Source organism: Nonomuraea sp. NPDC050310, from assembly GCF_040655795.1.
Classification (GTDB): Bacteria; Actinomycetota; Actinomycetes; order Streptosporangiales; family Streptosporangiaceae; genus Nonomuraea.
The window spans coordinates 15,017-40,269 of record NZ_JBFAKP010000003.1 but is presented as its reverse complement, the minus strand read 5'-3'; the positions used below and the strand labels follow the sequence as shown (position 1 = coordinate 40,269).

General features: G+C 73.1%; 24 protein-coding genes. 9 read left to right on the top strand and 15 right to left on the bottom strand.

Features of this window, described 5'->3' with window-relative positions; genetic code table 11:
* The first annotated feature begins 18 nt into the window (after positions 1 to 18).
* Together AB0I67_RS09890 and AB0I67_RS09885 are read left to right on the top strand one after the other, a co-directional pair.
* A complete protein-coding gene (locus AB0I67_RS09890; RefSeq protein ID WP_357920505.1) occupies positions 19 to 1,188 on the top strand; it encodes a bifunctional glycosyltransferase family 2/GtrA family protein in 1,170 nt (389 codons plus the stop codon).
* Between the two features lie 17 nt (positions 1,189 to 1,205).
* Entirely contained in the window at positions 1,206 to 1,826 is a 621-nt protein-coding gene (locus AB0I67_RS09885) for a TetR/AcrR family transcriptional regulator (RefSeq protein WP_357920502.1), read from the top strand.
* Between the two features lie 34 nt (positions 1,827 to 1,860).
* Here AB0I67_RS09885 and AB0I67_RS09880 read toward each other — a convergent pair whose 3' ends face one another.
* The 5 genes from AB0I67_RS09880 to AB0I67_RS09860 all read right to left on the bottom strand — a co-directional run bounded on the left by AB0I67_RS09880 (position 1,861) and on the right by AB0I67_RS09860 (position 5,257).
* A complete protein-coding gene (locus AB0I67_RS09880; RefSeq protein WP_357920499.1) occupies positions 1,861 to 2,124 on the bottom strand; it encodes a hypothetical protein in 264 nt (87 codons plus the stop codon).
* A gap of 72 nt (positions 2,125 to 2,196) precedes the next feature.
* Positions 2,197 to 3,048, bottom strand: a complete 852-nt coding sequence (locus AB0I67_RS09875) for a helix-turn-helix transcriptional regulator (RefSeq protein WP_357920496.1) — start codon at positions 3,046 to 3,048, stop codon at positions 2,197 to 2,199.
* A 56-nt stretch (positions 3,049 to 3,104) separates the two neighbouring features.
* The gene (locus AB0I67_RS09870) at positions 3,105 to 3,311 is read right to left on the bottom strand and encodes a hypothetical protein (protein WP_357920493.1); all 207 of its coding nucleotides are present in this window, start codon (positions 3,309 to 3,311) and stop codon (positions 3,105 to 3,107) included.
* Positions 3,312 to 3,372: 61 nt separating this feature from the next.
* A complete protein-coding gene (locus tag AB0I67_RS09865; RefSeq protein WP_357920490.1) occupies positions 3,373 to 4,380 on the bottom strand; it encodes a phosphotransferase family protein in 1,008 nt (335 codons plus the stop codon).
* Between the two features lie 61 nt (positions 4,381 to 4,441).
* On the bottom strand, positions 4,442 to 5,257 hold the full coding sequence (locus AB0I67_RS09860) for a GNAT family N-acetyltransferase (RefSeq protein WP_357920487.1): 816 nt from the start codon (positions 5,255 to 5,257) through the stop codon (positions 4,442 to 4,444).
* A 56-nt stretch (positions 5,258 to 5,313) separates the two neighbouring features.
* Here AB0I67_RS09860 and AB0I67_RS09855 point away from each other — a divergent pair, with 56 nt between their 5' ends.
* Both AB0I67_RS09855 and AB0I67_RS09850 read left to right on the top strand, forming a co-directional pair.
* On the top strand, positions 5,314 to 6,276 hold the full coding sequence (locus tag AB0I67_RS09855) for an ROK family protein (RefSeq protein ID WP_357920484.1): 963 nt from the start codon (positions 5,314 to 5,316) through the stop codon (positions 6,274 to 6,276).
* Positions 6,273 to 7,850: a tetratricopeptide repeat protein gene (locus AB0I67_RS09850; protein ID WP_357920481.1), complete on the top strand. Its 1,578-nt coding sequence runs from the start codon at positions 6,273 to 6,275 to the stop codon at positions 7,848 to 7,850. Before AB0I67_RS09855 ends, AB0I67_RS09850 begins: the two co-directional genes overlap by 4 nt.
* Here the strand turns inward: AB0I67_RS09850 and AB0I67_RS09845 are convergent.
* The 8 genes from AB0I67_RS09845 to AB0I67_RS09810 all read right to left on the bottom strand — a co-directional run bounded on the left by AB0I67_RS09845 (position 7,847) and on the right by AB0I67_RS09810 (position 19,940).
* Complete coding sequence (locus tag AB0I67_RS09845; RefSeq protein ID WP_357920478.1) at positions 7,847 to 9,526, bottom strand: acyclic terpene utilization AtuA family protein; 1,680 nt, start codon at positions 9,524 to 9,526, stop codon at positions 7,847 to 7,849. The two genes, AB0I67_RS09850 and AB0I67_RS09845, sit on opposite strands and share 4 nt — an antisense overlap.
* The gene (locus AB0I67_RS09840) at positions 9,514 to 10,290 is read right to left on the bottom strand and encodes an enoyl-CoA hydratase-related protein (RefSeq protein ID WP_357920476.1); all 777 of its coding nucleotides are present in this window, start codon (positions 10,288 to 10,290) and stop codon (positions 9,514 to 9,516) included. The genes AB0I67_RS09845 and AB0I67_RS09840 overlap by 13 nt, the downstream gene beginning before the upstream one ends.
* Entirely contained in the window at positions 10,287 to 12,170 is a 1,884-nt protein-coding gene (locus AB0I67_RS09835; RefSeq protein WP_357920474.1) for a biotin carboxylase N-terminal domain-containing protein, read from the bottom strand. Before AB0I67_RS09835 ends, AB0I67_RS09840 begins: the two co-directional genes overlap by 4 nt.
* The gene (locus tag AB0I67_RS09830; protein ID WP_357920471.1) at positions 12,167 to 13,720 is read right to left on the bottom strand and encodes a carboxyl transferase domain-containing protein; all 1,554 of its coding nucleotides are present in this window, start codon (positions 13,718 to 13,720) and stop codon (positions 12,167 to 12,169) included. The genes AB0I67_RS09835 and AB0I67_RS09830 overlap by 4 nt, the downstream gene beginning before the upstream one ends.
* Positions 13,717 to 14,349 (bottom strand): TetR/AcrR family transcriptional regulator, encoded by a 633-nt coding sequence (locus AB0I67_RS09825; protein WP_357920468.1) that lies wholly within the window; start codon positions 14,347 to 14,349, stop codon positions 13,717 to 13,719. Before AB0I67_RS09825 ends, AB0I67_RS09830 begins: the two co-directional genes overlap by 4 nt.
* A gap of 46 nt (positions 14,350 to 14,395) precedes the next feature.
* Complete coding sequence (locus AB0I67_RS09820; RefSeq protein WP_357920465.1) at positions 14,396 to 16,471, bottom strand: protein kinase; 2,076 nt, start codon at positions 16,469 to 16,471, stop codon at positions 14,396 to 14,398.
* A gap of 99 nt (positions 16,472 to 16,570) precedes the next feature.
* Positions 16,571 to 18,595 carry a serine/threonine-protein kinase gene (locus AB0I67_RS09815; protein ID WP_357920463.1) on the bottom strand — a complete coding sequence of 675 codons (2,025 nt, stop codon included), beginning with the start codon at positions 18,593 to 18,595 and terminating at the stop codon, positions 16,571 to 16,573.
* 46 nt (positions 18,596 to 18,641) lie between these two features.
* On the bottom strand, positions 18,642 to 19,940 hold the full coding sequence (locus AB0I67_RS09810) for an FAD-linked oxidase C-terminal domain-containing protein (protein WP_357920460.1): 1,299 nt from the start codon (positions 19,938 to 19,940) through the stop codon (positions 18,642 to 18,644).
* A 277-nt stretch (positions 19,941 to 20,217) separates the two neighbouring features.
* Between AB0I67_RS09810 and AB0I67_RS09805 the strand changes: the two genes are divergently transcribed.
* Both AB0I67_RS09805 and AB0I67_RS09800 read left to right on the top strand, forming a co-directional pair.
* Complete coding sequence (locus AB0I67_RS09805) at positions 20,218 to 20,616, top strand: hypothetical protein (RefSeq protein WP_357920457.1); 399 nt, start codon at positions 20,218 to 20,220, stop codon at positions 20,614 to 20,616.
* A gap of 89 nt (positions 20,617 to 20,705) precedes the next feature.
* The gene (locus AB0I67_RS09800; protein ID WP_357920454.1) at positions 20,706 to 21,131 is read left to right on the top strand and encodes a hypothetical protein; all 426 of its coding nucleotides are present in this window, start codon (positions 20,706 to 20,708) and stop codon (positions 21,129 to 21,131) included.
* Positions 21,132 to 21,186: 55 nt separating this feature from the next.
* Here AB0I67_RS09800 and AB0I67_RS09795 read toward each other — a convergent pair whose 3' ends face one another.
* Positions 21,187 to 22,377 carry an aminotransferase class I/II-fold pyridoxal phosphate-dependent enzyme gene (locus tag AB0I67_RS09795; protein ID WP_357920451.1) on the bottom strand — a complete coding sequence of 397 codons (1,191 nt, stop codon included), beginning with the start codon at positions 22,375 to 22,377 and terminating at the stop codon, positions 21,187 to 21,189.
* 105 nt (positions 22,378 to 22,482) lie between these two features.
* Between AB0I67_RS09795 and AB0I67_RS09790 the strand changes: the two genes are divergently transcribed.
* Genes AB0I67_RS09790 through AB0I67_RS09780 form a run of 3 tightly spaced genes read left to right on the top strand, consistent with a single transcriptional unit; the run spans position 22,483 to position 24,350 of the window.
* On the top strand, positions 22,483 to 23,133 hold the full coding sequence (locus AB0I67_RS09790; RefSeq protein WP_357920448.1) for a hypothetical protein: 651 nt from the start codon (positions 22,483 to 22,485) through the stop codon (positions 23,131 to 23,133).
* A gap of 15 nt (positions 23,134 to 23,148) precedes the next feature.
* A complete protein-coding gene (locus AB0I67_RS09785; protein WP_357920445.1) occupies positions 23,149 to 23,670 on the top strand; it encodes an AAA family ATPase in 522 nt (173 codons plus the stop codon).
* Positions 23,671 to 23,714: 44 nt separating this feature from the next.
* On the top strand, positions 23,715 to 24,350 hold the full coding sequence (locus AB0I67_RS09780) for a DUF402 domain-containing protein (RefSeq protein ID WP_357920442.1): 636 nt from the start codon (positions 23,715 to 23,717) through the stop codon (positions 24,348 to 24,350).
* Positions 24,351 to 24,360: 10 nt separating this feature from the next.
* On the opposite strand, the gene AB0I67_RS09775 is transcribed toward AB0I67_RS09780, so the two are convergent.
* Positions 24,361 to 25,221: a GNAT family N-acetyltransferase gene (locus AB0I67_RS09775; protein ID WP_357920439.1), complete on the bottom strand. Its 861-nt coding sequence runs from the start codon at positions 25,219 to 25,221 to the stop codon at positions 24,361 to 24,363.
* Positions 25,222 to 25,253: the final 32 nt, after the last annotated feature.

The window sequence follows — 25,253 nt, the reverse complement described above, 5'->3', positions numbered from 1 at the left end:
TCCGGTTGAGGTAACCCCTTGGATCCCACGCAGACAGCCATCCCGACCCGCCTGGTCGAGGTGGTCGTGCCGGTGTACAACGAGCAGGTCGCCCTTCCCGGCAGCATCCGGCGGCTGCACGACTACCTGACCACCACCTTCCCGTACGGCTTCCGCATCACCATCGCCGACAACGCCAGCACCGACGACACGTGGAGGCTGGCGCGGGAACTGGCCCACGAACTGCCGCACGTGCGGGCCGTACACCTGGAGGAGAAGGGCCGCGGCCGGGCGCTGCGCCGGGTGTGGGCGGTCAGCGACGCCGACGTGGTCAGCTACATGGACGTGGACCTGTCCACCGACCTGGGCGCCTTCCTCCCGCTGGTCGCGCCGCTGCTGTCGGGGCACAGCGACCTGGCGATCGGCACCCGGCTGTCGCGCTCGTCGCGGGTGGTGCGCGGGCCGAAACGCGAGTTCATCTCGCGCTCCTACAACCTGCTGCTGCACCTGCTCGGCGCCGGCTTCTCCGACGCGCAGTGCGGCTTCAAGGCGGTCCGCACCGAGGTGGCCCAGGCGCTGCTGCCGCACGTGGAGGACGAGGAGTGGTTCTTCGACACCGAGCTGCTCCTGCTGGCCGAGCGGCAGGGGCTGCGTATCCACGAGGTGCCGGTCGACTGGGTGGACGACCCCGACAGCCGGGTCGACATCGTCCGCACCGCCTACGACGACCTGCGCGGGCTGGCCCGGGTGATGCGCCGGGCCCTGTCGGACGTGGCGGGCATCCCGATGCCCCCGTCGGTACGGCAGGCGCGCATGCCCGAGGGCATGGCCCGGCAACTGCCGCGCTTCGCGCTCGTCGGCATCGTCAGCGCGTTGTCGTACATGGTGTTGTTCTGGGTGCTGCGCGGCACCTTCTCGCCGTTCGCGGCCAACGCCATCGCCCTGGTGATCACCGCGATCGGCAACACCGCCGCCAACCGGCGCTTCACCTTCGGCGTGACCGGCTCGGCCCGGGCCCTGCGCCACCAGCTCGAAGGGGCGGTCGCGTTCCTGGTCGGGCTGGCCCTGAGCACGGCCGGTCTGGCCCTCATCCCCGAGGAGGCCTCGCGGGGTGTCGAGCTGGTGGTGGGCGTCGCCGCGAACGCCGCGGCGACCACGGTCCGCTTCCTGTTGCTCCGGGTCTGGGTGTTCCACCCGAAGAGGAGATAGCGGGATACTCTTGGCCGGTGCGCAACAGCCGGGCCGATCAGGCCGATCACCGCAGGGCCGAGCTTCTGGAGGCCACCCGCCGGGTAGTGCTCGAAAAAGGGCTGGCCAATACCCGCGTGGCTGACGTCGCCAAAGCGGTGAACGTCAGCGGCGGACTGATCCACTACCACTTCGCCACGAAGGACGAGCTGCTCACGGCGATGCTCCGGGCGACCCTCGACATCGAGAAGGCCGGCCTGGACGAGCTGGCCGGAGCGCCGGCCCCGGCGGTCGTGCGGCTGGATCGGGTGTTGCGCTACTACATCCCCGAGTCCCGTTCCGACCAGAGCTGGTTGTTGTGGCTGGACGCCTGGAACGTGGCATTGCGCGAGCCGGCGGTGCGGGAGATCGCCCAGCAGGTCGAGCAGGTGTGGCTGAACGCGCTGGAGCGGGTGATCAGGGACGGCGTGGCCGCGGAGGAGTTCGTCTGCGAGGACCCGGCCGGTGCGGCCGAGCGCATCGACGCGATGCTGGACGGGCTGGTGATCCGCTACACCCTGCACCCGAACGTGCTGTCCAGGGAGCGGCTGCTCAAGCACGCCCGGATGGCGGCGGCCAAGGAAGTGGCGATCGATCCGGCGGAGTTCGGCGACGACTAGCCACCGGCGGCCTGCCCGGCCGCCTTCGCCCGGTTCAGGCGGGCAGGGCGGCCAGCAGGTAGGCCAGGCGGGCGGCGGCCGACTCGACGTCGTCGGCGCTGCCCAGCCGGTATCCCCACGAGGTGATGAAGGCGCCTTCGTCCGAGCAGGTGACCGTCTCGGCCAGGGTGCTGGAGAAGCGATTGCGCACGGCCACGTAGGCCGGTTCGCAGGACAGGGCGAGATTGTGGACCCGCAGGTCGGCGTGCCGACTCGCGTGCCACGCGAACTGCTCCAAGCAGACCGTCGTGTCCAACATCGTGAGTCACCTCCGCAACATCTTGCCTCAGGATTGCATGATCTTGTCCGGCGAGGCAAGCAATTGCGAACGTTAAAGTGGACTTTGTTTCGCCAAATCGTTAATCACGCGCATGATGATGGATCGTGCGGATTGCCCGAACTCGGCGACCTTGCTGTACGCCTCGAAGATCTCGGCGTAGAACTCCACGTCGCTCCGCTCGCGCAGGTGCAGCTCGTGATGGCGCATCGGCACCATGACCTGCTCCTCGTCGAAGATCCAGAAGCCCGTGGTGATCGCCGAGGGCAACTCGTGCTCGAACGGGATGAGGCCCAGCTTGAGGTTGGGCAGCGTGCTGACCGCGAGCAGCCGGTCCATCTGGCCGAGCATCACGTCGGTGGTGGCGAGCTTGAAGCGCAGGGTGGCCTCGGGCATGATCACCACGAACGAGCGGGAGCGGTCGTAGAGGATCTCCTGCCGCTTCATCCGCGCCTGGATCGCGCTGTCGATCTCGTCGGGCGCCTTCCACCAGCGCTTGAGCCGGGTGAACACCTGCCGCGAGTACTCCGGCGTCTGCAGCAGGCCCATGATCAGGCCGGCCTCGAAGACCCGCAGGTTCGTGGTGCGCAGCTCGAGTTCGCGGATGTCGTTCTGGAGCACCGCCAGGCTGTCGGAGCCGCGCTGGCGCCAGTCGGCCTGCCGGGCGCTGAGCCCGATCGCCTTGGCGATCAGGTCGTCGGCCTCCGGCGCCGCCGCGCCGGTCGCCTCGGCCCAGGCGACCGCGTCCTCCTCGCTGGCCGTCTGCCGGGCGTTCTCCAGCCGGGAGACCTTGGACGGCTGCCAGTGCAGCCGCTCGGCCAGGTCCTTGCCGGTGAGCCCGGATGCCTCGCGCAATCTCCGCAACTGGGCGCCGAGTTCCACGCGGGCCTGCTGGAAGGTGCTCATTGACCGAGGCTAGCCGCGCCCGGACGGCGCCTTCCAGTGGCTGTACGCAATCGTGATCAAGACAGTACGCGTCTTGCGATCTCCACGAGCAACTCGCGTGGGACCTCCACCGCGGCCTCACCCTCCAGCACGTCGCGAAGGTCGCCGAGCGCCTCCGGATCGGTCACGTGCAACCCCTGGACCACGATCGTGCCGCGGTCGGTCTCGTAGAGAGTGGGGCAGGCGCCCGCCTCCGACGTCGAGCCGAGAAACCGTAGGCGCATGGGAACGTCCTCCCCGACGAAATGTCCGCAATTGCTCGCAATTGTAGGGGAGGGGAGATCGTTAGTCTCCTGGTTTACGCATCCACTCCTGCGCCCGGGCGAAAAGGTCCAGCGTGGTGGCGTGCAACAGGTCGCCGATGTCCTTGGGCGCCTTGCCCGCGCAGGCCCGCGCGTGGCTGCCCTCCAGCACGATGCCGAGCTTGAAGCAGGCCAGCACCACGTACCAGTCGATCGCCGACAGGTCGCGCTCCGAGAGCTCCGCGTAGCAGGCGACCATCTCCTCGGCCGAGGCCAGGCCGGGCACCTGCGCCTCCATCGACGGCCAGGTCGCCACCAGCCAGCCCAGGTCGAGCAGCGGATCGCCGATGGTGCACATCTCCCAGTCGACGATCGCCGCCACCCGGGGGCCGTCGTGGGCGAACATCAGGTTGGCCAGGTGGTAGTCGCCGTGCATGATCCCGGGGGTGAAGCCGGCCGGGCGGTTGAGCTCCAGCCAGGCGGCGGTCTCGTGCAGGTGGGGGATCTCCGGGCCTGGGTAGCCGTCCAGCCTGCCGTACGACTCCAGCTCGCCCATCCAGCGCGGCACCTGCCGTTCCAGGAAGCCCTCCGGGCGGCCGAAGCCGGGCAGCCGCTCGGCGGGCACGCGGCCGAGCGCGGCCAGCGCGATCGCCGCCTCCAGCCCCATCCGGTGCCGGATCGCCGGGTCGCCGGCGTGCCTGGGCGGCAGCCCGGTCGAGGCGTTGAAGCCGTCGACCGGCTCCATCAGGTAGAAGACCGGCTCGCTCTCGGTCTGCGCGGCGACCAGCCGTGGCGCGGGCACGCCGGTGCCCTCCAGCGCGGCCAGCAGCCGCGCCTCGCGGCGCAGCACCTCGTTGCTCTTGGCGCGCACGTGCGCCGGCGGCCTGCGCAGGACGTACGGCACGCCGCCGCGCTCGAAGCGCACCATGATGTTCTGCGTGCCGCCGAGCACCGGTTCGGCGCCGGTGATCGCGCCTTCCGGAAGCCCGTGCGTGTCCATCCAGGCGCCGAGCGCCTCGAAGTCGACCGCGCTGACGTCGATGTGGGTCATGGCCGCCCTTGGAACCGAACGATGTTCTGGCCGCGAATGTACGGCTGCCGCGCCGGACGGGTCAACCCAGGGCCACGTTGTACGAGGTGACCAGCGAGGGCCGCACGCCCGGCAGTGCCCCGCCCCGGACCATCAGTTTCGTCGAGAAGCCCGGCTGGACGCCGTGCGCCTCGGCCCAGGCGCACACCTCGGTCTGCCGGGTGTCCAGGTCCAGCCGGACCGGCTTGGCGGTGCCCGCCAGCAGGTCGGCCAGCAGTGCCGTGGCCGCCTCCGGGTCGCGGGTCACCACGGGGCCGCCCACGAGCTGGTCGCCGGTGTCCCAGACGCCGCCGAAGGCCGCCACGCGCCCGTCGCGCTCGATCACCCGCAGCGGGTCGTGCAGGTCCGGCAGCCGGCGCAGCAGGACGCCGCGGTCCGCCTCGAACAGCTCGCGATCCAAGGCCAGGATCGGCTCCAGATCCGCGGCGGTCGCGGCCCGGGAGACCCCCGACGGCTCGCCGGCGAAGACGCCCACGTGCGAGGTCACCTCGCCGACCGTCTCGAACCCGAGCCGCTCGTACAGCGGCCGGCCGTTCGGCGTCGCGGTCAGCGACAGCACCAGCCCGTCCGCCTGCTCCAGCACGCGCTCCATCAGCCGCCGTGCCAGGCCCTGCCGGGCGTGCGCGGGATCGGTCAGCACCATGCTGATCACCCCGTAGCCGGCGCCGTACCGGGTCAGCACCGTCGTCGAGACCAGCGTCCCGTCCAGCAGGAGGCCGTAGACCTCGCCCGCCTCGAACAGCAGCGCCCACTTGCGGCGCTCGGGCAGCCACTCGCGGCTCTTGGCCAGCCGGACGCAGTCGTCCAGCTCATCGGGGGTCAGGCGGCGCATCTCCATAGCCGGCCATCCTGTCTGAGGTGCTTTGTCGGGTTCAACTCGATAACCTGCCCCGCGTGGACTGTGTGATCGCGATCGACGTCGGCGGCACCGACCTGAAGGGCGGCCTGGTCGCCCGGGACGGGACCCTCCTGCACCTGGAGACCAGCCCCACCCCGAGCGGCGTGAGCCCGGACGAGGCCATCGCGGCCATCTCCGCCTTCGCCGACACCCTGCACACCCGCGCCGCCTCCGTCTCCCCCTCTTCCCCCACCCCGGCTTCCCCGCACCCTTCCGCCCCTTCCTCCACCCCGGCCGCGGGCGGGCTCCGTCCAGTGGCCGTCGGGCTGGCCGTGCCGGGGCTGCACGCCCCCGGCGTCGCCGTCTACTCGGCCGCCTTCGGCTGGCGTGACGTGCCCGCCGCCGCCTTCACCGCCCTCGACCTGCCCGTAGCCCTCGGCCACGACGTCGGAGCCGCCGGCCTGGCCGAGGCGGCGCTCGGCGCCTGCCGGGGCGCACAGCACGCCCTCTTCATCCCCCTGGGCACCGGCCCCGGCGCCACCCTCATCGTCAACGGCTCGCCGTACGAGGGGGACAACGGCTGGGCCGGGCAGCTCGCGCACATCCCGGTCTACCCCGACGGCGAGGACTGCCGCTGCGGCCAGCGCGGCTGCCTGGCCCTGTACTGCGGCGCCCGCTCCATCCCGGCCCGCGCCGGCACCGCCACCGCCCAGGAGGCCGCCGACCTCGCCCGCGCCTGCGGCGACCTGTCCTGCGGCGCCCCGGCCTGTGCCGCCTGGTCGCTGGCCGTCGACGCCCTCGCCATCGGCCTGGCCACCTCCACCCTCCTGCTCGACCCCGACCTCATCGTCCTCGGCGGCGGCCTGTCCCTCGCCGGCGACATCCTGTTCGACCCGCTCCGCACCCGCCTGTCGGCCCGCCTCGCCTTCCGCCCGGCCCCCCGCCTCCTCCCGTCCGCCCTGGGCGCCCTCGCCGGCCTCCACGGCGCCGCCCTCCTCGGCTGGCAAGCCGCCGCATGACCCACTGGACGCAGGCGGCCGTACTCCGCCGCGCCCAGCGGTACGCCGAGGCCGAACAGGCGGCGCGGCAGGCCGTGGCCCGGTTTCCCGATGCGGCCGAAGCGCTGGTCGAGCTCGGCCGGATCCAGACCGTGACCGACCGGGATGAAGCGCTGCAGACCTTCACCGCCGCCGCCCGGCTGGCCCCGGCCGACGATCTGCCCGTCGCCTGGCAGGTCGCCGCCCTGCACCTGCGGCGCAAGCCCGCCGAGGCCGTCGACCTGGGCGTCGAGGCGCTCACTCGCTTCCCGGAGAGCTGGGTCATCCGCGTCGCCATCGGCCGCACCTACCTGGCCGGCGGGGACTACCGCGAGGCTCTGCCGTACTTCGAGCAGGCGGTACGGCTGGCGCCCGGCGAGCCGCGGGCGGAGAGCTGGCTCATGATCACGCTGGCGGCGCTGTGGCGCCTGGACGAGGCCGCGGAGATCGCCGCCCGCTTCCCGGACGACCCGCGAATGCTCTGCGCCTGGGCGATGATCCTGCACTCGGTGAACCGGCCGGCGGACGCCGTCGAGCACTTCGACCGAGCGCTCGCCCTGAACCCCGGCGACCCGAGCGCCGGCGTGGAGCGGGCGATCGCCCTGCTCTCCCTGGACCGCGTGGAGGACACCGAGCGGGCCGCGCACGAGCTCGCCGAGCGTCACCCGCACGCCGCCGCGCCGCTCGTCGTCCAGGCCGCCATCGCCCGGCGACGGGGGGAGGACGACCTTTCGGTCGCCCTGGTGGAGCAGGCCCTGGCCATCGAGCCGCCCCTGCCCTGGGCGCTGGCCTTGCGCATCGAGGCCGCCGGCCCCGGCGACGAGGCGCTCGTCGCCCGGGCCCTGGCCCGCCGCCCCGACCACCCGAGCGTCCTGTGCGCGGCCGCCTGGTACGCCGTCTTCCTGGACCGCCACGACGAGGCCCTCGCGCACGTCGACCGGATCCTGGCGGTCACCCCCTCAGACGACGAGGCGCTCGCCTTCCGCGTGCGGTTGCTCTACTGGTCCGGTCGGGAGGAGGAGGCCGAGCGTCTCGCGGCCCGATCCCTGGAGCGCCTGGCCCCGCGGCCCGTGCTGCACCTGGCCAGAGCCAAGGTGCTCGAGGGGCTCGACCGGCCCGAGGGCGCGCTGGCGGAGCTCGACCTGGCCCTGGCCGCCAGCCCACGCTACGAAGATGCGCTGACGGCGCGCAGTTCCCTGCTCGTGCGCCTGGGCCGCCATGAGGAGGCGCTAGGCGTCCTGGACGAGCTGCTGGAGCTGAACCCGCGTGACCGCTTCGCGATGCGCCTCAGGCTCGACAGCCTGCACGAGGCCGGGCGGGTGGCGGAGGTTCGGGATTTCGGGCGGCTGGCGGTGGCGAGGCACCCGTGGGCACCCGAGCTGCACACCGCGCTGGCCTGGGCGCATGCGCAGCTCGGCGAGCTGGACGAGGCGGTGGCCGCGATCAGGCGAGCTCTGGAGCTGGCTCCGGATGACTGCGAGGCGCTCGCCCGGGAGCGGCAGATCACCCGGATGGCCGCCGGTGAGGAGCCCGGCGAGCTGTCCTGCTTCTGCTAGGGGGACGGGACGTCGGTGAGCTGGGCGCGCAGGTGTTCGCCCAGGGATTTGGCCTGGGGGTCGAGGCGGGTGCTGGCGGCGACGCCGCGGCCGAGGAGGCCGTGGATGACGAAGTTGACCGCCAGGAGGTTGGGGAACTCGAAGCGTTCGACGCGCAGGGCGGCGAGTTCGGGCAGGAGGGTGCGGAGGCGGTCCACGGTGAGGTGGGCGGCCAGCCACGGGTAGTGCTCGGGGGCGCGGACCCAGACGCCGAGGTTGGCGTTGCCGCCCTTGTCGCCGGAACGGGCCCCCGCGACCGTGCCGAGCGGGGCTCGGACGGTGGGGAGGTCTGCGGCGGGGGACTCCTCGGATGGGAGGGGTGGCAAAGGGGAGGTGGGGGAGGCGGGCGGGTGAGGGACGGGGAAAGTGTCGCCGTCCAGGTGGACGGCGGGGGTGACCTCGGTGGCGGGGACGAGCACCGGCCAGTAGACCCCGTACGGCGAGGCGTCCCCCGGCGGGGTGAGCCCGTAGAAGCCCGGGTAGGAGGCGAGCCCCGTCTCGACGACGGCAGAGGAGAAGCGTCGTCCGGCGACGGCCCGGTCGGGGTCCAGGACGGTGATCCGCAGCAGCGGCGGGTCGAAGCCGACCTCGACCCGCTCGAAGGTGTCACGCGGGACCCGCGCCCAGATCGCCGCCTCGGCCACCCGGGCCTTGGCCTCCAGGTCGAGCCCGGTGAGGACGAGGGTCATGGTGTTGCGGTAGCCGCCCAGGTAGTTGACGGCCACCTTGAACGTCTCGGGCGGCGGCTCGCCCCGCACGCCGGTGATGCGGACCCGGTCGGGGCCGTCCTGGGTGAGGATGATGGTGTCGAAGCGGGCGACGGCGTCCGGGCCGAGGTAGCGGGGGCCGCCGATCTCGTAGAGGAGCTGCGCGGTGACCGTGCCGACCGAGACCAGGCCGCCGGTGCCGGGGTGCTTGGTGATCACGCTGGAGCCGTCGGCGTACAGCTCGGCGAGCGGGAAGCCGCAGTGGGCCAGGTCGGGCACCTCGTCGAAGAAGGAGTAGTTGCCGCCGGTGGCCTGGCAGCCGCATTCGATGACGTGCCCGGCGACGACGGATCCGGCCAGGGCGTCGAGGTCGCCGGGCTGCCAGCCGTACCGCCAGATGCCCGGGCCGGTGACCAGGGCGGCGTCGGTGACGCGGCCGGTGACGACGACGTCGGCGCCGGCGCTCAGCGCGGCGGCGATGGGCCGGCCGCCGAGGTAGGCGTTGGCGGTGAGCGGCGCGGCGTCGAGGAGTTCGCCGGTGTCGGCGTTGACCAGGTCGAGCGGCCGGCCGGACAGGTCGTCGCCGAGCACGTGCGCGACGCGCGGGCGCAGGCCCAGCTTGGCGGCCAGGTCGGTGACGGCGGCGGCGCAGCCGGCCGGGTCGAGGCCGCCGGCGTTCGAGACGATCTTGATGCCGCGGTCGAGGCAGGTGCCGAGGACCTGTTCGAGCTGCTTGAGGAAGGTGGGCGCGTACCCGGGGCGGCCCTTGAGGCGGTTCCCGGCCAGGATGAGCATGGTCAGCTCGGCCAGCCAGTCGCCGGTCAGCACGTCGATCGGGCCGCCCTCGACCATCTCGCGGGCGGCCGACAGGCGGTCGCCGTAGAAGCCGCTGCAGTTGGCGATCCGCAGCGGCGCGGTCAGCGGGTCCACTTCGGCGGCCTCTTCTCCATGAAGGCGGCGATGCCCTCCTGCCCCTCCTCCGAGGTGAAGCGCTGGGCCGACAGCGCGGCCATCTGCCGCAGCGCCTCGTCGAAGGAGAGCGCGGGCAGCTCGCGCAGCAGCCGCTTGGTGATCGCCAGCGCCTCGGGGCCGCCCTTGATCAGCATCTCGGCGTAGTGGCCCACGGTCGCGTCGAGCTCGGACTCGGGGACGGCCCGGGTGATCAGCCCGGTCTCCTGGGCGCGCGCGGCGTCGAAGACCTCGCCGGTCATCAGGTACTCGCCCGCCGCCCTGGACTCCATCCGGCGCAGCACCGGCACCGAGATCATCGCCGGGACGACGCCCAGCCGTACCTCGGAGAAGGCGAAGGAGGCGGTCAGCGGCGCGATGGCGAAGTCGCAGGAGGCGACCAGACCGAGGCCGCCGGCGCGGGCGGTGCCGTTCATGCGGCAGATGACCGGCTTCGGGCTCTCCCAGATGAGCGACATGATCTCCGGGAAGGAGGCGGTGACCGGCGCGTCGGCGGCGCCGCGGTCGGGCTCGACCCGCTGCTCCTTGAGGTCGGCCCCGGAGCAGAACACGGTGCCGGTGGCGGTCAGCACGATGATCCGGACCTCCGGCTCGGCCAGCGCCCAGTTGAGCCGGTCCTCGAGGTCGGTCAGCAGCCGCACCGACAGCGCGTTGCGGTTGGGCGGCGAGTCCAGCGTGATCGTGGCGACGCCGCCGTCGAGCTGCTTGTGCACCAGTCGCGTCATGCCGCGTCCCCTTCGGTAATGATCGCCAGCACCGTCCCGGCCTGGACGTGCCGGCCCTTCTCGACGGCCACCTCGGCGACCAGTCCGGCGGCCGGGGCGGTGATCCGATGTTCCATCTTCATCGCCTCCAGGACGACGACCGCCTGCCCGGCGCCGACCCGGTCGCCCGGATGCACCTCGACTCGAAGCACCGTACCGGGCATCGGCGCGAGCAAGGAGCCCGGGGCCAGGTGCACGACCGGCTCGGGCAGCCGCGGCAGCTCGGTCAGCCGCAGCGCGCCGAGCGGGGAGTCGACGTGCACGAGGTCGCCGTAGCGGGCGACGTCGAAGCCCAGCCGGAGCCGGTCGCGCTCCAGGACCACGCGCTCGGGCGTGGCGCTGATCACGGTGACCTCCGGCGGCAGCGGGTGGTGCACGACCTCCAGCTCCCCGCCCTCGGCGGTGACGAAGCGGGTCGTCGCGGGCTGGGAGCGGACGTTCCGCCAGTGCGCGGGCAGGGCTGGCTGGACCGTCGCGGCGGCCCGGTGTGCCGCGGTGATCGCCAGCGCGGCGGCCAGGGCGGCGAGCTCGGGCGACCGGGCGGGGGTGGCCGGGGTCTCGTCGATGAGCGAGGTGTGCAGCCGCGCCGCCACGAAGTCCGGATTTCTCAGGACATCGAGGAGAAGGTCGCGGTTGGTGGGCACGCCGTGCAGCCGCGCCCCGGTCAGCGCCGCGGTGAGCTTCCGCAGCGCTTCGGTACGGCTGGCGCCGTGCGCGACCACCTTGGCCAGCATCGGGTCGTAGTGCGGCGAGACGACGCTCCCCGGCTCCACGCCCGAATCGACCCGCACGTCCCCGGGCAGGTCGAACCGGTGGATCGTCCCGGTCTGCGGCACGTAGGCGCGGTCCTCGGCGTACAGCCGGGCCTCGATCGCGTGCCCGGCCGCCGGGGGAGGCCCGGCGGGCAGCCGCGCGCCCTCGGCGATCTCGATCTGCAGCCGCACCAGGTCCACCCCGTGGACCAGCTCGGTGACCGGGTGCTCGACCTGGAGCCGGGTGTTCATCTCCAGGAAGGCGACGTCCTCGCCCCGGACCAGGAACTCCAGGGTTCCGGCCCCGACGTAGCCGATCGCGCGGGCCGCCTCGCGCGCCGCCGTGGCCAGCCGCTCGCGCACCCCTCCGGCGAGCGCCGGAGCGGGCGACTCCTCGATCACCTTCTGGTGCCGCCGCTGCACCGAGCAGTCGCGCTCGCCCAGCGCCCACACCGTCCCATGCCGGTCGGCCAGCACCTGCACCTCGACGTGCCGGGCCCGCTCCAGCAGCGGCTCGGCGAAGACGGCGCCGTCGCCGAACGCGGCCAGCGCCTCCCGCGCCGCCGAGGCGAACTCGCGCTCCAGGTCGGCCGGCTCGCGCACCACCCGCATGCCGCGCCCGCCGCCACCCGCCGCCGCCTTCACCAGCAGCGGGAAGGCCTCGGGCGGCGGCTGCTGCCCCGGCAGGTAGGTGGCCGAGACCGGAGCGCCCGCCTCGGCCATCAGCCGCTTGGCCTCGGTCTTGGAGCCCATCGCCGCGATGGCCTCCGGGCCGGGGCCGATCCAGGTCAGCCCCTCCGCCAGCACCGCCTCGGCGAAGGCGGCGCTCTCGGCCAGGAAACCGTAGCCGGGGTGCACCGCGTCCGCCCCGGAGGTACGGCAGGCGTCGAGCAGGGCGGGGATGGCGAGATAGGTCTCGGCGGGGGCCGTGCCGCTGAGCCGTACCGCCTGGTCGGCCTCGGCCACGTGCGGCGAGCCGGCGTCGGCGTCGGAGAAGACCGCGACGGTCGAGATGCCGAGCTCGCGGCAGGTGCGGAAGACGCGGCGGGCGATCTCGCCCCGGTTGGCGACCAGCAAACGGGTGATCATGGACGGAACACTCCAAACCCGGAGGGCGCGGGGACCGGCGCGCTGTTGATCGCCGACAGGCACAACCCCAGCACGGTGCGCGTGTCACGCGGATCGATCACGCCGTCGTCGTAGAGCCGGCCGGACAGGAAGAACGGCAGCGACTCGGCCTCGATCTGCGCCTCCACCATGGCCCGCATCGCCGCGTCGCCCTCCTCGTCGTACACCTGCCCGCGCGCCTGCGCGGCGGCCCGGCCGACGATCGACAGCACCCCGGCGAGCTGGGCCGGGCCCATCACCGCCGACTTCGCGCTCGGCCAGGTGAACAGGAAGCGCGGGTCGTAGGCCCGGCCGCACATGCCGTAGTTGCCCGCGCCGTAGGAGGCGCCCATGACGACGGTGAGATGCGGCACGGTCGAGTTCGCCACCGCGTTGATCATCATCGCGCCGTGCTTGATGATCCCGCCCTGCTCGTACTCCTGGCCGACCATGTAACCGGTGGTGTTCTGGAGGAAGATCAACGGCGTGCGCGACTGGTTGGCGAGCTGGATGAACTGCGTCGCCTTCTGCGACTCCTCGCTGAACAGCACCCCCCGCGCGTTGGCCAGGAAGCCGACCGCGTAGCCGTGCACCCGCGCCCACCCGGTCACCAGCGACTCGCCGTACAGCGGCTTGAACTCCTCGAACTCGCTGCCGTCGGTGATCCGCACGATCACCTCACGCGGGTCGAACGGCACCCGCAGATCCTCCGGCACCAGGTCGAGCAGGCCCTCGGCGTCGTTCAGCGGCTCACGCACCGGCCCCGGCGCGACGCCGAGCTTGCGCCAGTTGAGCGAGCGCACGATGCTCCGCCCGATGCGCAGCGCGTCGTGCTCGTCGGCGGCCAGGTAGTCGGCCAGCCCGCTGGTGCGCGCGTGCATCTCCGCCCCGCCCAGCGACTCGTCGTCGGACTCCTCGCCGGTGGCCATCTTGACCAGCGGCGGCCCGCCCAGGAACACCTTGGCGCGCTCCTTGACCATGACCACGTAGTCGCTCATGCCCGGCACGTACGCGCCGCCCGCGGTGGAGTTGCCGAAGACCAGCGCGATCGTCGGGATGCCCGCCGCCGACAACCGCGTCAGGTCGCGGAAGATCCGCCCGCCCGGGATGAAGATCTCCTTCTGGGTGGGCAGATCGGCGCCGCCCGACTCGACCAGATTGACGTACGGCAGGCGGTTGGCCAGGGCGATGTCGGCGGCGCGCAACGACTTGCGCAGCGTCCACGGATTGGAGGCCCCGCCGCGCACGGTCGGGTCGTTCGCGGTGATCAGGCACTCGACGCCCTCGATCACCCCGATGCCGGTCACCACGCTGGCCCCGACCGGGAACTCGCTGCCCCAGCCGGCCAGCGGCGACAGTTCCAGGAACGCGGTGCCGGGATCCAGCAGCAGCTCGATGCGCTCCCGGGCCAGCAGCTTGCCGCGGGCGCGGTGGCGCTGGACGTACTTCTCGCCGCCCCCGCCGACCGCCTTGGCCAGTTCGGCGTCGAGCTCGGCCAGCTTGGCCAGCATCGCCGCCCGGTTGCCGCTCATTTTCCGCCCTCCTGAGCTGACATGGGCGTCAAGCCTATGGCCCGCGCCCACAACGTGGTCAGCAACGCCACGGCGGTCTCCTCGTCGGCCCGTTCCCCCAGATCCAGCCAGACGTGGGCGAAGTGCTCCACCATGCCGCCCAGCATGATCGCGGTCAGCCGGGGGTCGAGCGCCGGGTCGGCCAGGCCCTGCTCCTGCAGCCGGCGCAGCCCCTCGGCGCCGCGCCGTACGAACACCTCCCGGACCTCCAGCAGCAGCTCGCGGAAGCGGTCGTCGGCCGCGGCGGCCTGCTCCAGCACCCGCACCAGCCGGGAGTTGCTCGCCCAGGCGCGCAGGTAGAGCCGGTTGGCCGCCTCGATCCGCGCCCGCGGATCGCCCGGCGCCGCCGAGCCCACCACGCTGGCGGCGAACATCTCGCCCACCACCGCGCCGGCCACCTCGGTGAACAGCTCTTCCTTGGAGTCGAAGTAGGTGTAGAAGGTGCCATGCGAGACACCCGCCCGCGCGCACACGTCGTCCACCCGGACGGCGTCGAGCCCCTGCTCCTCGAAGGCCGCCCGGCCCGCCTGCAGCAGCGCCGACCGCGTGCGCTTGCCGCGGGCGGTGGCGGGGTCAGACTTGACGATCACGTCAAGAATCTAACCCGAGGCGGGCTCGGTGAGAAGACCCTGCCGATCAGCGGGGGAGCTTGACCGTGGGCTTCGGCGTGGACTTGCCGGTCGAGGACGGCTGCGGGGAACCGAAGTTCCAGTCGTAGGTCGGCTGCGGCTCCGGGTCCACCAGCGTGGGGTCCTTGGTCTTCTTCTTGGTCGGGGTGGGCTTGGGGGTGGTCTTCGTCGGGGTCGGGCGGGGGCGGTACGTGGGGACGACGACCACGGGCTTCTTTTTCTTCTTCTTCGTCCTGGTGGGGGACGGGGTGATCGTCATCGACGGGGTCGGCGTGGGGGTGGGCTCCGGGGTGACCTCGGACTCCTCCTGGGGCTCCGTGGTGTTCTGGACCGCCACCAGCCTGGCCGTGGTGCTGGGGGAGCGGAACACGTACAACGCCCCGCCGCCCGCCACCAGCGCGGTCACCACCACACCGGCGATGATCAGGAGCAGGGGCTTCCTGGGCTTCTGCGCCCTGCGCTTGGCGGCGTTGGCCCTGGTCAGGCCCCGGTTGGGGACGGGGGGCGGGACGGGCGCGGGCGCGCTGAACGGGTCCCCGCCGCCGGGCGACCGGGAGGCCCCTTCCGGCGAGAACGGACTCGGCAACCCCGCCGAGCCCTGAGCCCCTTGCCCGGCCCCGGCCGGCCCACCCGGCCCGCCGGGCTGTCCCATTGGGCCGCTGTGCGTCGGCCCGGGTTGTCCACTCGGCCAGCCCTCTGCCTGCCCCGGCCCTCCCGGCCCTTGGCCGGGCGCACCGGGACCTTGGGCGGGCGCGCCCGGGCCCTGGAACGGGCCGGGCTGGGCGGGGCCGCCTGTGGGGTGTGCGCCGGACAGGTGTGCCGGGCCCGCGGCGTACGGGCCTGAGTGGTGCGGGGCGGCCGGGTGCGCGCCCGAAGGCAGGGCCGGCTGGTACGGCGAGCCCGGCTGGTACGGCAGGCCGGCGGGACCCTGGGGTGCGCCCGGCTCCTGGGACGTTCCACCGGGTCCCTGGGGTGCCTGAGGTCCCCCGGTGGGTCCCTGGAAGCCGCCGCCGGGTCCCTGCGGCCCACCCTGGAAGCCGCCGCCCGGCCCCTGGGGCCCACTGGCCGATCCCTGAAGGCCGCCGCCAGGTCCCTGAGGCCCGCTGAGGTGCTGGGGGCCGGGGAAGGGGAGGGGGGCGTTGGGGCCGGGAAGCGGTGCGGGAGCCATCCCGGCGCCGGGGGAGGAAGAGGCGCCGGGGAAGGGAGCGGGGGCGGAGCCGGGGGCGAGGAAGGGGGAGGGGTCCGGGGAAGGCGGTGGGGTGGGGGCGGGTTCGATGGCGGAGACCGGGACCGGCTGCCCGGTCAGGCGGACGACGAGGTCCTGGGCGGTGGGCCGGAGCGAGGGGTCCTTGGACAGACACGCCGACACCACATCACGCAGGGGCCCGTCGAGCCCGTCGAGCTGAGGTTCCTGGTGCAGGATGCGGTTCATGACCGCCGGGATGGTGTCCGAGCCGAAGGCGGGCCGCCCGGTGGCGGCGAAGGCGATGGTGACACCCCAGGCGAACACGTCCGCCGCCTCGGTGAGCGGAGCCCCCGTGAGCTGCTCGGGCGCGAGATAGGCGGGCGTCCCCATGGCCAGCCCGGTGGCGGTGCCGCCGGGCGTGTCCAACGTCCGGGCCACGCCGAAGTCGATGACGACCGGCCCCTCGGGCCCCATGAGCACGTTGGCCGGCTTGAGGTCGCGGTGCAGGATCCCGGCCCGGTGGATGGCGGCCAGCGCGGTCGCCGTGCTGATCGCGATCCGCTCCAGCGAGGCGCCCCGGCGCGGCCCCTCGTTCTGCACGAGCTCGCGCAGCGACGGGCCTGGCACGTACTCGCTGACGATGTACGGCCGGCTCCCGTCCAGGTCGGCGTGCAACACCGGCGCGGTGGAGAAACGGGCGACCCGCTGGGCGACGGCGACCTCGCGCAGGAAGCGGTTACGGGCGTCCGGGTCGGCGATCAGCGCCTGGTGCAGGAGCTTGACCGCGACCTGCTCCCCCGAGACGCCACGCGCGAGGTAGACCACCCCCTGGCCACCCTCGCCCAGCCGGGCGACCACGTCGTAGCGGCCCAGCCGCCGAGGGTCGTCGGCCGTCAACGGTTGGAACTGTGTCACCCCGCACCCCCTGCGCAACCCCATACCAATGGGACAAAACGCTACCAGTGTGCCGCCAGGGATGGCGCAGCATCCGGTGCATCAGGCGCCGCAGTGACTCCAGCCGCTCTTCCACGAGCTGGTTCCCCAGGTTCCGCCCCAGATCACGCACTTGCGCTTGGCGGCCAGCCGTACCGGTCCGGCATGGACGGTGTAGGAGCCCGGGTTGGACCGCCCGGCCCCGTCCTGGATCTGCAGGAAGGCGTTGGCCGGGACCTTCTCCGGGTGGACGTGGTTGGCGATGGTCACCACGCAGTTGACGCCGGTGCCGGAGTTGTAGGTCAGGTAGACGACGGCGACCGTACCCAGGGCGTGCTGGTCGATGACCCGGTGGCCGGTGCCGCACAGGGCCAGCGGGCGGTGCGGGTTCGGCTTCAGGGTGGGCGTCGGGGTGGGGGTGGGGGTCGGCGTCTTGGACGGCTTCGGCGTGGGGGTGGGCGTGGGCGTCTTGGACGGCTTCGGGGTCGGCTTCGTGGAGGGCTTGGTGGTCGGGCGGGGCGGGATGATCTTGATGGTCTTGGTGGGGGTGGGCGTGGGGGAGGGCTTGGGCTTACGGGTCTTCGACTTCGACGGGGAGGGGATGGGCTCGGCCGACGCGGTGGCCTGGACGGTGGGCTCCGGGTCGAGGGTGGGTTCCGTGGTGCTGCCCGCCGCGCTGAGCTGGGTGCGGGAGGGGCGGCCGGTGGTCAGGTAGACGGTGAGCCCGGCGCCCAGCAGGACCAGGACGGCCAGGGCCGACACCCACACCGCCATCGGCGTGCGGCGCTTACGGGCCCGGGTGGCGGTCCGTGCCCGGGTCAGGCCCTGGGGCACCGGCGGGGGCACCGGGGGGGCGTTCATCCCCTCGCGGGCGCCTGCTGGCGGCTGCCCGGGGAAAACCGGCCCCGGCATCCCCCCGGAACCCGGCATCCCTCGGCCGCCGGAGACCGGACCTGAGGGCGGCATCCCCGGCGCGCTGGAAACCAGCCCCGCGAGAGCCGAGCCCTGGCCGCCGGAGACCGGCATCCCCGGTCCCGGGGAGAGCGGGGAGCCCGGGGTGGCGGGGGAGCCAGCGGTGGGGGTAGCGGGGGTGCCGGGGGAGTCGGAAGGCGGGAGGCCGGTGCCGGTGCCGGTGCCGGTGGCGGTGGGAAAGTCCGGGCCTGGGGCTCCAGGACCGCCGCCGATCGGACCGCTGAACGAGCCGCCACCAACGGGACCGCCGCCAACCGGACCGCCGCCAATCGGAGAGGTGCCGACCGGGGAGGTGCCGAAGGGGGTGTCGCGGCCGGTGAGGCGGGCGACGAGCTCCTCGGCCGACGGCCGCTGGGAGGCGTCCTTGGCCAGGCACAACGACACCAGGTCGAGCATCGCCCCCTCAAGCCCGTCGAGCTGCGGCTCCTGGTGCAGGATCCGGTTCATGACCGCCGGAATGGTGTCCGACCCGAAGGCCGCCCGCCCGGTGGCGGCGAAGGCGATGGTCGCCCCCCAGGCGAAGACGTCGGTAGCGGCGGTGGCCGGCTCCCCGGCGAGCTGCTCGGGCGCGAGGTAGGCGGGCGTCCCCATGGCCAGCCCCGTGGCGGTCGTCCCCGGCGCGTCGAGCGCGCGCGCGACGCCGAAGTCGATCACGACCGGCCCCTCGGGCCCCATGAGCACGTTGGCCGGCTTGAGGTCACGGTGCAGGATCCCGGCCCGGTGGATGGCGGCCAGCGCGGTGGCGGTGCTGATCGCGATCCGCTCCAGCGCCGCCCCCCGCCGCGGCCCCTCGCTGAGGACGAGCTCACGCAGCGACGGCCCCGGCACGTACTCGCTGACGATGTACGGCCGGCTCCCGTCCAGGTCGGCGTGCAACACCGGCGCGGTGGAGAAGCGGGCGACCCGCTGCGCCACCGCGACCTCGCGGAAGAAGCGCTGCCGGGCCTGGTCGTCGGCGACCAGCCCAGGGTGCAGCACCTTGATCGCGACCTGTTCCCCGGACGCCCCGCGCCCCAGGTAGACGACCCCCTGGCCGCCCTGCCCGAGTCGCGCCACCACGTCGAAGGCGCCCAGCCGCCGCGGATCGTCGCCGGCGAGCGGCTGGTACTCGTTCACCCCGAACTCCCCACAACCATCCAATAATGGGGCAGAACGCTACCAGTCAGATCGCCTTCCCAGGATTGAGAATCCCCAGCGGATCGAAGACCGCCTTGATCCCCTGCTGCACCTCGCTCACCACCGGCCCCGCCTCAAGGTCCAGCCAGCGCCGCTTGAGCACGCCCACGCCGTGCTCGCCGGTGAGGGTCCCGCCCAGCTCCAGGGCCCTGGTGAACACCTCGTCGGCCGCCGCCCACACCGGCGCGGGCGGCTCCGCCGTACCGTGGTCGAAGATGAAGACCGGGTGCAGGTTGCCGTCACCGGCGTGCGCCACGGTGCAGATCAGCACATCGTGCCGCGCGGCGGCGGCCTCGATCGCGGAGATCATCTCGGGCAGGGCCGAGCGCGGCACGCAGACGTCCTCGACCAGGCAGGCGCCCAGGCGCTCCTTGGCCTGGTAGGCCATCCGGCGCACGGCGATGAGCTCGTCGGCCTCGGCCGGCGTGGTCGAGACGGCGACGAAGGACGCGCCGTTGGCCTCGCAGATCTCCTGCATGCGCACCGCGACCGCCTGCCCGTCGGCCGCGTCGGACTGGCCGATCAGCATGGCCTGGGTGGTGTCCTCCAGGCCGATGTTGCGCCAGTCGTCGATCGCCTTGAGCGTGGCGCGGTCGAGCAGTTCCATGAGGGACGGCTGGCAGCCCGCCGCGATGATCGCCGACACCGCCGCGGCGGCGTCGCGGGCCGAGCCGAACTCGGCGGCGAAGGTCGCGGGCGGGACGAGGGGCGCGCGGCGCAGCCGTACCGTCGCCGAGGTGATCACCCCGAGCGTGCCTTCCGAGCCGACGAACAGGCCGGTCAGGTCGTAGCCGGTGACGCCCTTGACGGTGCGGCGGCCGGTGTTCATGACGCGCCCGTCGGCCAGCACGACCTCCAGGCCGAGCGCCGAGTCGCGGGTCACGCCGTACTTCACGCAGCGCAGCCCGCCGGCGTTGGTCGCCAGGTTGCCGCCGATCGTGGAGATCTCGTACGACGACGGGTCGGGCGCGTACATCAGCCCGTGCCCGCGCGCCGCCCGGTCCAGGTCGGCGGTGATCACGCCGGGCTCGACCACGGCGATCTCGTCCGCGGGCGACAACTCGGTGATCGCGGTCATCCGCGCCAGCGACAACACGATCGAACCGTCCATGGCGGTCGCCCCGCCGGCCAGCCCGGTGCCCGCGCCGCGCGGCACCACCGGCACCCGGTGCTCGCTCGCCCATCGCATCGTGGCGACCACGTCCTCGCGGCTCCGGGCCAGGACGACGCCCAATGCTTTGCCCGGCTCCAGATAGGTCCGGTCGCGAGCGTAGGAGTCGATCACATCCGGGTCCGTCAGAACCCGTCCCTCTGGAAGATTCGCGGCAAGGGCGTCGATAGCGGTCACGGTGGCCACTTTACGGTTTGCGCCGACCGACTGATCCAGCCAGACTTGCCGGGATATGGATGCGACTTGTCCGGTCTGTAAGAGTGACGATCGGGTGGCCACCGTGCCCGGGGTCGTCGCCGAGGGGACCACTTACCGGATCGGGCGTGTTCGCATGCCGCGCGATCGCGAGGTGGCAGACCTCCCCGCCGTCCCCGTCACCCGGAAGCACCACATGAGCCGCACCCAGCTGGCCATCTGGCTCTCCTTCCCCAACCGCCACTACACGCCGTGGGCCCGCAACCAGGGCTGGATCATGCTCGGCGTCGCCGCGCTGGTGCACCTGGTGGTCTCGCTGGTCATCGCGATGGCCCGCGAGTCGAGCTGGCTGGAGGTGCTGCTCGCCCCGTTCTGCCTCACCGGCGTCTTCTGGGGCTTCGGCCTGCTCTACGTCATCGGCTCGTACGGCGCGCGCAAGCGGGACGTCGCCGAGGCGCCCGCCCGCGAGCGGGCGATGGAGGTGTGGGAGAACCTCCGCTACTGCTCGCGCGACAACCTCGTCTTCGAGCCCGGCGTCGGCGTCACCTTCCACCCCAGCGAGACCCGGCAGTACCTGTTCGGTTTCCGCCGCTGATCGCCTGATTTGGGTACGGGGGTGCTCAGGCGCTCCCGCCCTTTCCGCCCCACTCTCGAAGGAACGAGGAACCTTTCGAGGGAGGGAACATGGGGGGTTTGACAAGACGCCGCTGGCTGGCCCTGGCGGCCGGGGCGGGGATCCTGCTTATGGCGGCGCCCGGCGCGAACGCGAGCGCCGGAGCCGTCGCCGGTGCCGCCGCGGCCAAACCGGGCGCGGCGGTCAGCACCTTCAACGACCCGAGCTGCTGGAAGAACGTCGTCAACGACGTGAAGAGCGCCGCCTCCAAGGTGGGGCTCCAGGAGTGGTGGCGTTCCAAGTACACCTTCGCCGCCGGCAACGGCCAGGCCGAGGTGTTCGTCACCTTCCACCCCTACGGGGAGACCAGCCAGCTCGGCTTCCGCCCGACCGCCTACGGCATCTTCGCCGCCGCCGGCGACTCGGCCACCGCCCGCCACTACCGCGACCAGGTGAAGGCCAAGATCCTGGCCATCACGTACTTCGACTACTGCTGACCCGCGACCACCGGTCTCCGGTACGGCCCGCCGTACCGGAGATCCGGCGTACCGATCAGGCGTTGGCGACGCGGACGCAGGTGACCAGGGCGCGCATGGCCAGTTCGAGCTCGTCCAGTTCGGGGAAGCTCGGGGCGATGCGGATGAAGCGGTCGTCCGGGTCGTTCAGGTAGGGGTGGGTGGAGCCGGCCGGGGTGAGGGCGACGCCGGCGGCCTTGGCGCGCGCGATGACCTCGCGGGCGTTGGGCACCTGGAGGGTGACGAAGTAGCCGCCCCTGGGCGCGGTCCAGGTGGCCAGGTCGCCGAGTTCCTCGGTGAGGATGCGGTCGACGAGCTCGAACTTGGGCCGCAGGAGCTCGGCGTGCTTGCGCATGTGCGCGGCCAGGCCCTCGGGGTCGCGCAGGAACTCGACGTGCCGGAGCTGGTTGAGCTTGTCCGGGCCGATCGACTGCTTGACGGTGTGCGACAGGAACCACTCGACGTTGGCCGGGGAGCCGCCGAAGAAGGAGATGCCGCTGCCGGCCAGGGTGATCTTCGAGGTGGAGCCGAAGACGAAGGCCCGGTCGGGGTTGCCGTGCTCGGCGCAGAGGGCGAGCAGGTCGGCGAGCTGGTCGTGCTCGTCGCCGAGGTGGTGGACGGCGTAGGCGTTGTCCCACATGATGCGGAAGTCGGGCGCGGCGGGCATGCTGGCCAGGCGGCGGACGACCTCGTCGCTGTAGGTGAGGCCCGACGGGTTGCTGTACTTGGGCACGCACCAGATGCCCTTGACGCTCGCGTCCTCGGCGACCAGGCGCTCGACGACGTCCATGTCGGGGCCGTCGGCGGTCATCGGGACCGGGATCATCTTGATGCCGTAGCGCTCGCAGATGCCGAAGTGCCGGTCGTAGCCGGGCACCGGGGCCAGGAAGGTGATCTCCTGGTCGGCCCAGCGGCGCTCGGCCCCGGGGACCCGGCCGAGCAGGGCGAAGACGATGGTGTCGTGCATGACCGCGAGGCTGGAGTTGCCGCCCACGACGAGCTGGCCGGCCGGGACCTGCAGCGCGCCGGCGAACAGCTCGCGCGTCTCGGTCAGGCCCTGCAGGTTGCCGTAGTTCCGCGCGTCGGTGCCGTCGGCGGCCTTGACGGCGGCCGGCAGGCCGATCATGGCGTTGGACAGGTCGAGCTGGCGGGCGGAGGGCTTGCCGCGGGTCAGGTCGAGCTTCAGCCGACGCTGGACCAGGGCCTCGTAGTCGCTTTGGGCGGTCATGGCAGCCAGGATAGGAGATGCGCGGCGGCGGCCCCGCCCGTTTCCGCAGTGTGGACACCCTCCGGCGATGCGCCGGGCCGGGCGGTTCTGGCTAGGCTGCCCGGCATGGCGGCCTTCGATCTTCCCTCCGACCTGGCGGTGCGGACCCATCGCGAGGTGGCGGCCCATCTCGTGCTGCGCGGCTGGATCCCCGGCGGCGTCGGCGACTGGGCGCTCGCGTTGCGCTCGCCCGACGGGACGAGCGTGGCCCGGGTCTGCCCGTTCGACCCGGCCTACGCGGCTTTCGTAGAATTGTGCCGCCGCTGCCCGGACAGCCCGTACCTGCCGCGGGTCCTGCTCCACGCCGACCTCGACGGCGGCGCCACCCTCACCGTCCTGGAGTTCCTGGCCCCGCTCGACCCCGCGCAGGCCGCCGACGTGGCCCGCCGCTGGGCCGACGGCGACCCCGCCTTCCAGGACGTACGGCAGGCGGCCCTCGCGGTGGACGCCGAGTGGCGGGCGAGCATGCCGTGGTGGGACGGCATCGACCTGAACGCCGGGAACGTCCGCCGGGGCCTGGACGGCCGGACCGTCCTCATCGACGTGTTCTGCATGGACGGCGAGTCCCTGTACGGCCAGGTCATGAAGGACGCCTCGGTGGTGCGCGAGCGGCTGCCGCGCTCCCGGCACCTGCTGGAGATCCCCTACATCGCCCGCGAGAGCGCCCCCGAGGAGATCCGGGCCCTGCGCGAGGCCTGGGAGGCGGGCCGCCCCTGACGAGAGGTTAGTTCCATGAAGCGTTTCATCCTCACCGGCACGCCCGGCTCCGGCAAGACCACGCTGCTGCGGCGGCTGGCGGGGCTCGGCTACGCCACCACCGAGGAGGCCGCCACCGCGGTGATCGCGGAGGCCCAGGCCGCGGGCGTGGCCGAGCCGTGGACGGATCCGTCCTTCCTCGACCGGATCGTCGCCGTCCAGGCCCGGCCGCAGCCGCCCGCGCCGGTGCGCTTCTTCGACCGCTCGCCGGTGTGCACGCACGCCCTGGCCGTCTACCTCGGCCACCCGCTCACCCCGGCCCTGCTCGCCGAGCTCGACCGGATCACCCGGGAGGAGGTCTACGACCGCCGCGTCCTGTTCGTCCGCAACCTCGGCTTCTGCGAGCCCACCGAGGCCCGCCGCATCACCTTCGAGGAGTCGCTGCGCTTCGAGGAACTGCACGAGCGGTCCTACCGCGCCTTCGGCTTCCAGCTCGTCGACGTCCCAGCCGCCCCGGTCGAGGAGCGGCTGGCCCTGATCCGCGCCGCGGTGCTCTGAAGATCGGCGATCTCCAGCGGCGGCCGGCTCGGTAGGCTCGCCGCATGGAGTTCCGAGCCGGGCAGACCGTCCTCCGCCGTTGCCTCTACCGGAGCGGGCGCTTCGCCGCCGTGGACACCGCGCGGGTGGTGGCCGACGGCCCCGCCGGGGTGCTGACCTGGACGGGCCCCGGCTCCCAGGTGGTACGGCGAAGCACCCTGGACGGCGAGCCGGTGCGCAAGATGCCCCTCGCCGAGCGCGAGGCGATCCCGACGATGCTCACCCCCACGGTGTGGCGCGAAACGTCCGTGCTGATCCTCACCCCGCCGAAGGCCGCGCACTCGGTGTGGTGGTTCTTCGACGCCGAAGGCCGCTTCCAGGGCTGGTACGTCAACCTCGAACAGCCGTCGCGCCGGTGGCCGGGCGGCCTGGACACCGCCGACCACGCGCTGGACATCTGGGTGGAGCCGGACCGCACCTGGGAGTGGAAGGACGAGGACGAGTTCGCCGAACGCACCGGCCACCCCGAGTACTGGACCGCCGAGCAGGCCGCCGAGATCAAGGCCGAGGCGCTCCGGATCGTCCCGCTGATCGAGGCGGGCGCCTTCCCCTTCGACGGCACCCACACCGGCTTCGAGCCCGGCCCGGCGTGGGAACCCACGAGGCTGCCCCCGCATTGGGACCTGCCGGGCCGGCCCTGACAGCGTGGCGCTAGCGGCAGCGGTCGCGGACCTCGGGCAGCGCCTCGAACCCGGCCGCCCGGTAGGTGGCGACCGCCGCGACGTTGGCGCTGGGCGTGCAGACGAGCGCGCTCGACGAGCCCAGCTCGCGCAACGCGGCCGCCGCGGCGACGCTGATCGCCGTGCCGTACCCGTGGCCGCGGTGGTCCGGGTGCACGCCCAGCGGCTCCAGCAGGCCGGGCCGGCCGGGACCGGCCGACCACACGGTGGCCGCGGCCACGGCCTCGCCCCGCCCGTCGTGCGCGACCAGGCAGCGGGCCTCGCCGTACAGCGGACCGGCGGCCATCACGTGCCAGAGCTCGTCGGTGAAGATCGCGCTGCCGAAGGCGGCCCGGTGCACGGCGGTGCGGACGGAGACCCGCCCTGGGCCGGTCACCTCGATCCGCACGCCCGGGTCCTTGACCGGTTCGGCGAGGTCGCGGCGCAGCGGCGTCCAGGGCTCGCCGGTGCTCCAGCCGGCCTCGGCCAGCCGGTCCTGGAGCAGCGCGGTGGCCGGGGCATCGACGGCGGCCTCGCCGGCCGGCAACACGCCGCGCCCGGGATCGGTCAGGTCGGCGACCAGGCGGCGGGCCAGCTCCTCGTCCTGGAAGGCGTCGGGGGCGAGCGTCATGCGCAGCAGGCGGGGAGTGTCCAGCAGGCCCAGGGCGACGATCCGGCCGTCGCGCCGCCAGGTGCGGAGCGCCGCGGCCGTCGCCTCGGCGCCGAACCGCCAGAACCAGCCGAGGTCGCCCGGGTGGAGCTGCATCGGACCCCGGGTGGCCTGCCAGTCCCGCAGGGCGCCGGTGACCTCGTCCAGCCGCTCGGCGCCCGGCTGGTCCAACACGATCGTCATGACCTGATCGCACACCACCGGACCGGCGCGGC

Excerpts from the sequence above, each read along its gene's own strand:
- AB0I67_RS09880 (WP_357920499.1), bottom strand. The coding sequence starts at position 2,124 with ATGTTGGACACGACGGTCTGCTTGGAGCAGTTCGCGTGGCACGCGAGT.
- AB0I67_RS09875 (WP_357920496.1), bottom strand. The coding sequence starts at position 3,048 with ATGAGCACCTTCCAGCAGGCCCGCGTGGAACTCGGCGCCCAGTTGCGG.
- AB0I67_RS09870 (WP_357920493.1), bottom strand. The coding sequence starts at position 3,311 with ATGCGCCTACGGTTTCTCGGCTCGACGTCGGAGGCGGGCGCCTGCCCC.
- AB0I67_RS09865 (WP_357920490.1), bottom strand. The coding sequence starts at position 4,380 with ATGACCCACATCGACGTCAGCGCGGTCGACTTCGAGGCGCTCGGCGCC.
- AB0I67_RS09860 (WP_357920487.1), bottom strand. The coding sequence starts at position 5,257 with ATGGAGATGCGCCGCCTGACCCCCGATGAGCTGGACGACTGCGTCCGG.
- AB0I67_RS09850 (WP_357920481.1), top strand. The coding sequence starts at position 6,273 with ATGACCCACTGGACGCAGGCGGCCGTACTCCGCCGCGCCCAGCGGTAC.
- AB0I67_RS09840 (WP_357920476.1), bottom strand. The coding sequence starts at position 10,290 with ATGACGCGACTGGTGCACAAGCAGCTCGACGGCGGCGTCGCCACGATC.
- AB0I67_RS09835 (WP_357920474.1), bottom strand. The coding sequence starts at position 12,170 with ATGATCACCCGTTTGCTGGTCGCCAACCGGGGCGAGATCGCCCGCCGC.
- AB0I67_RS09830 (WP_357920471.1), bottom strand. The coding sequence starts at position 13,720 with ATGAGCGGCAACCGGGCGGCGATGCTGGCCAAGCTGGCCGAGCTCGAC.
- AB0I67_RS09805 (WP_357920457.1), top strand. The coding sequence starts at position 20,218 with ATGAGCCGCACCCAGCTGGCCATCTGGCTCTCCTTCCCCAACCGCCAC.
- AB0I67_RS09800 (WP_357920454.1), top strand. The coding sequence starts at position 20,706 with ATGGGGGGTTTGACAAGACGCCGCTGGCTGGCCCTGGCGGCCGGGGCG.
- AB0I67_RS09795 (WP_357920451.1), bottom strand. The coding sequence starts at position 22,377 with ATGACCGCCCAAAGCGACTACGAGGCCCTGGTCCAGCGTCGGCTGAAG.
- AB0I67_RS09790 (WP_357920448.1), top strand. The coding sequence starts at position 22,483 with ATGGCGGCCTTCGATCTTCCCTCCGACCTGGCGGTGCGGACCCATCGC.
- AB0I67_RS09785 (WP_357920445.1), top strand. The coding sequence starts at position 23,149 with ATGAAGCGTTTCATCCTCACCGGCACGCCCGGCTCCGGCAAGACCACG.
- AB0I67_RS09780 (WP_357920442.1), top strand. The coding sequence starts at position 23,715 with ATGGAGTTCCGAGCCGGGCAGACCGTCCTCCGCCGTTGCCTCTACCGG.
- AB0I67_RS09775 (WP_357920439.1), bottom strand. The coding sequence starts at position 25,221 with ATGACGATCGTGTTGGACCAGCCGGGCGCCGAGCGGCTGGACGAGGTC.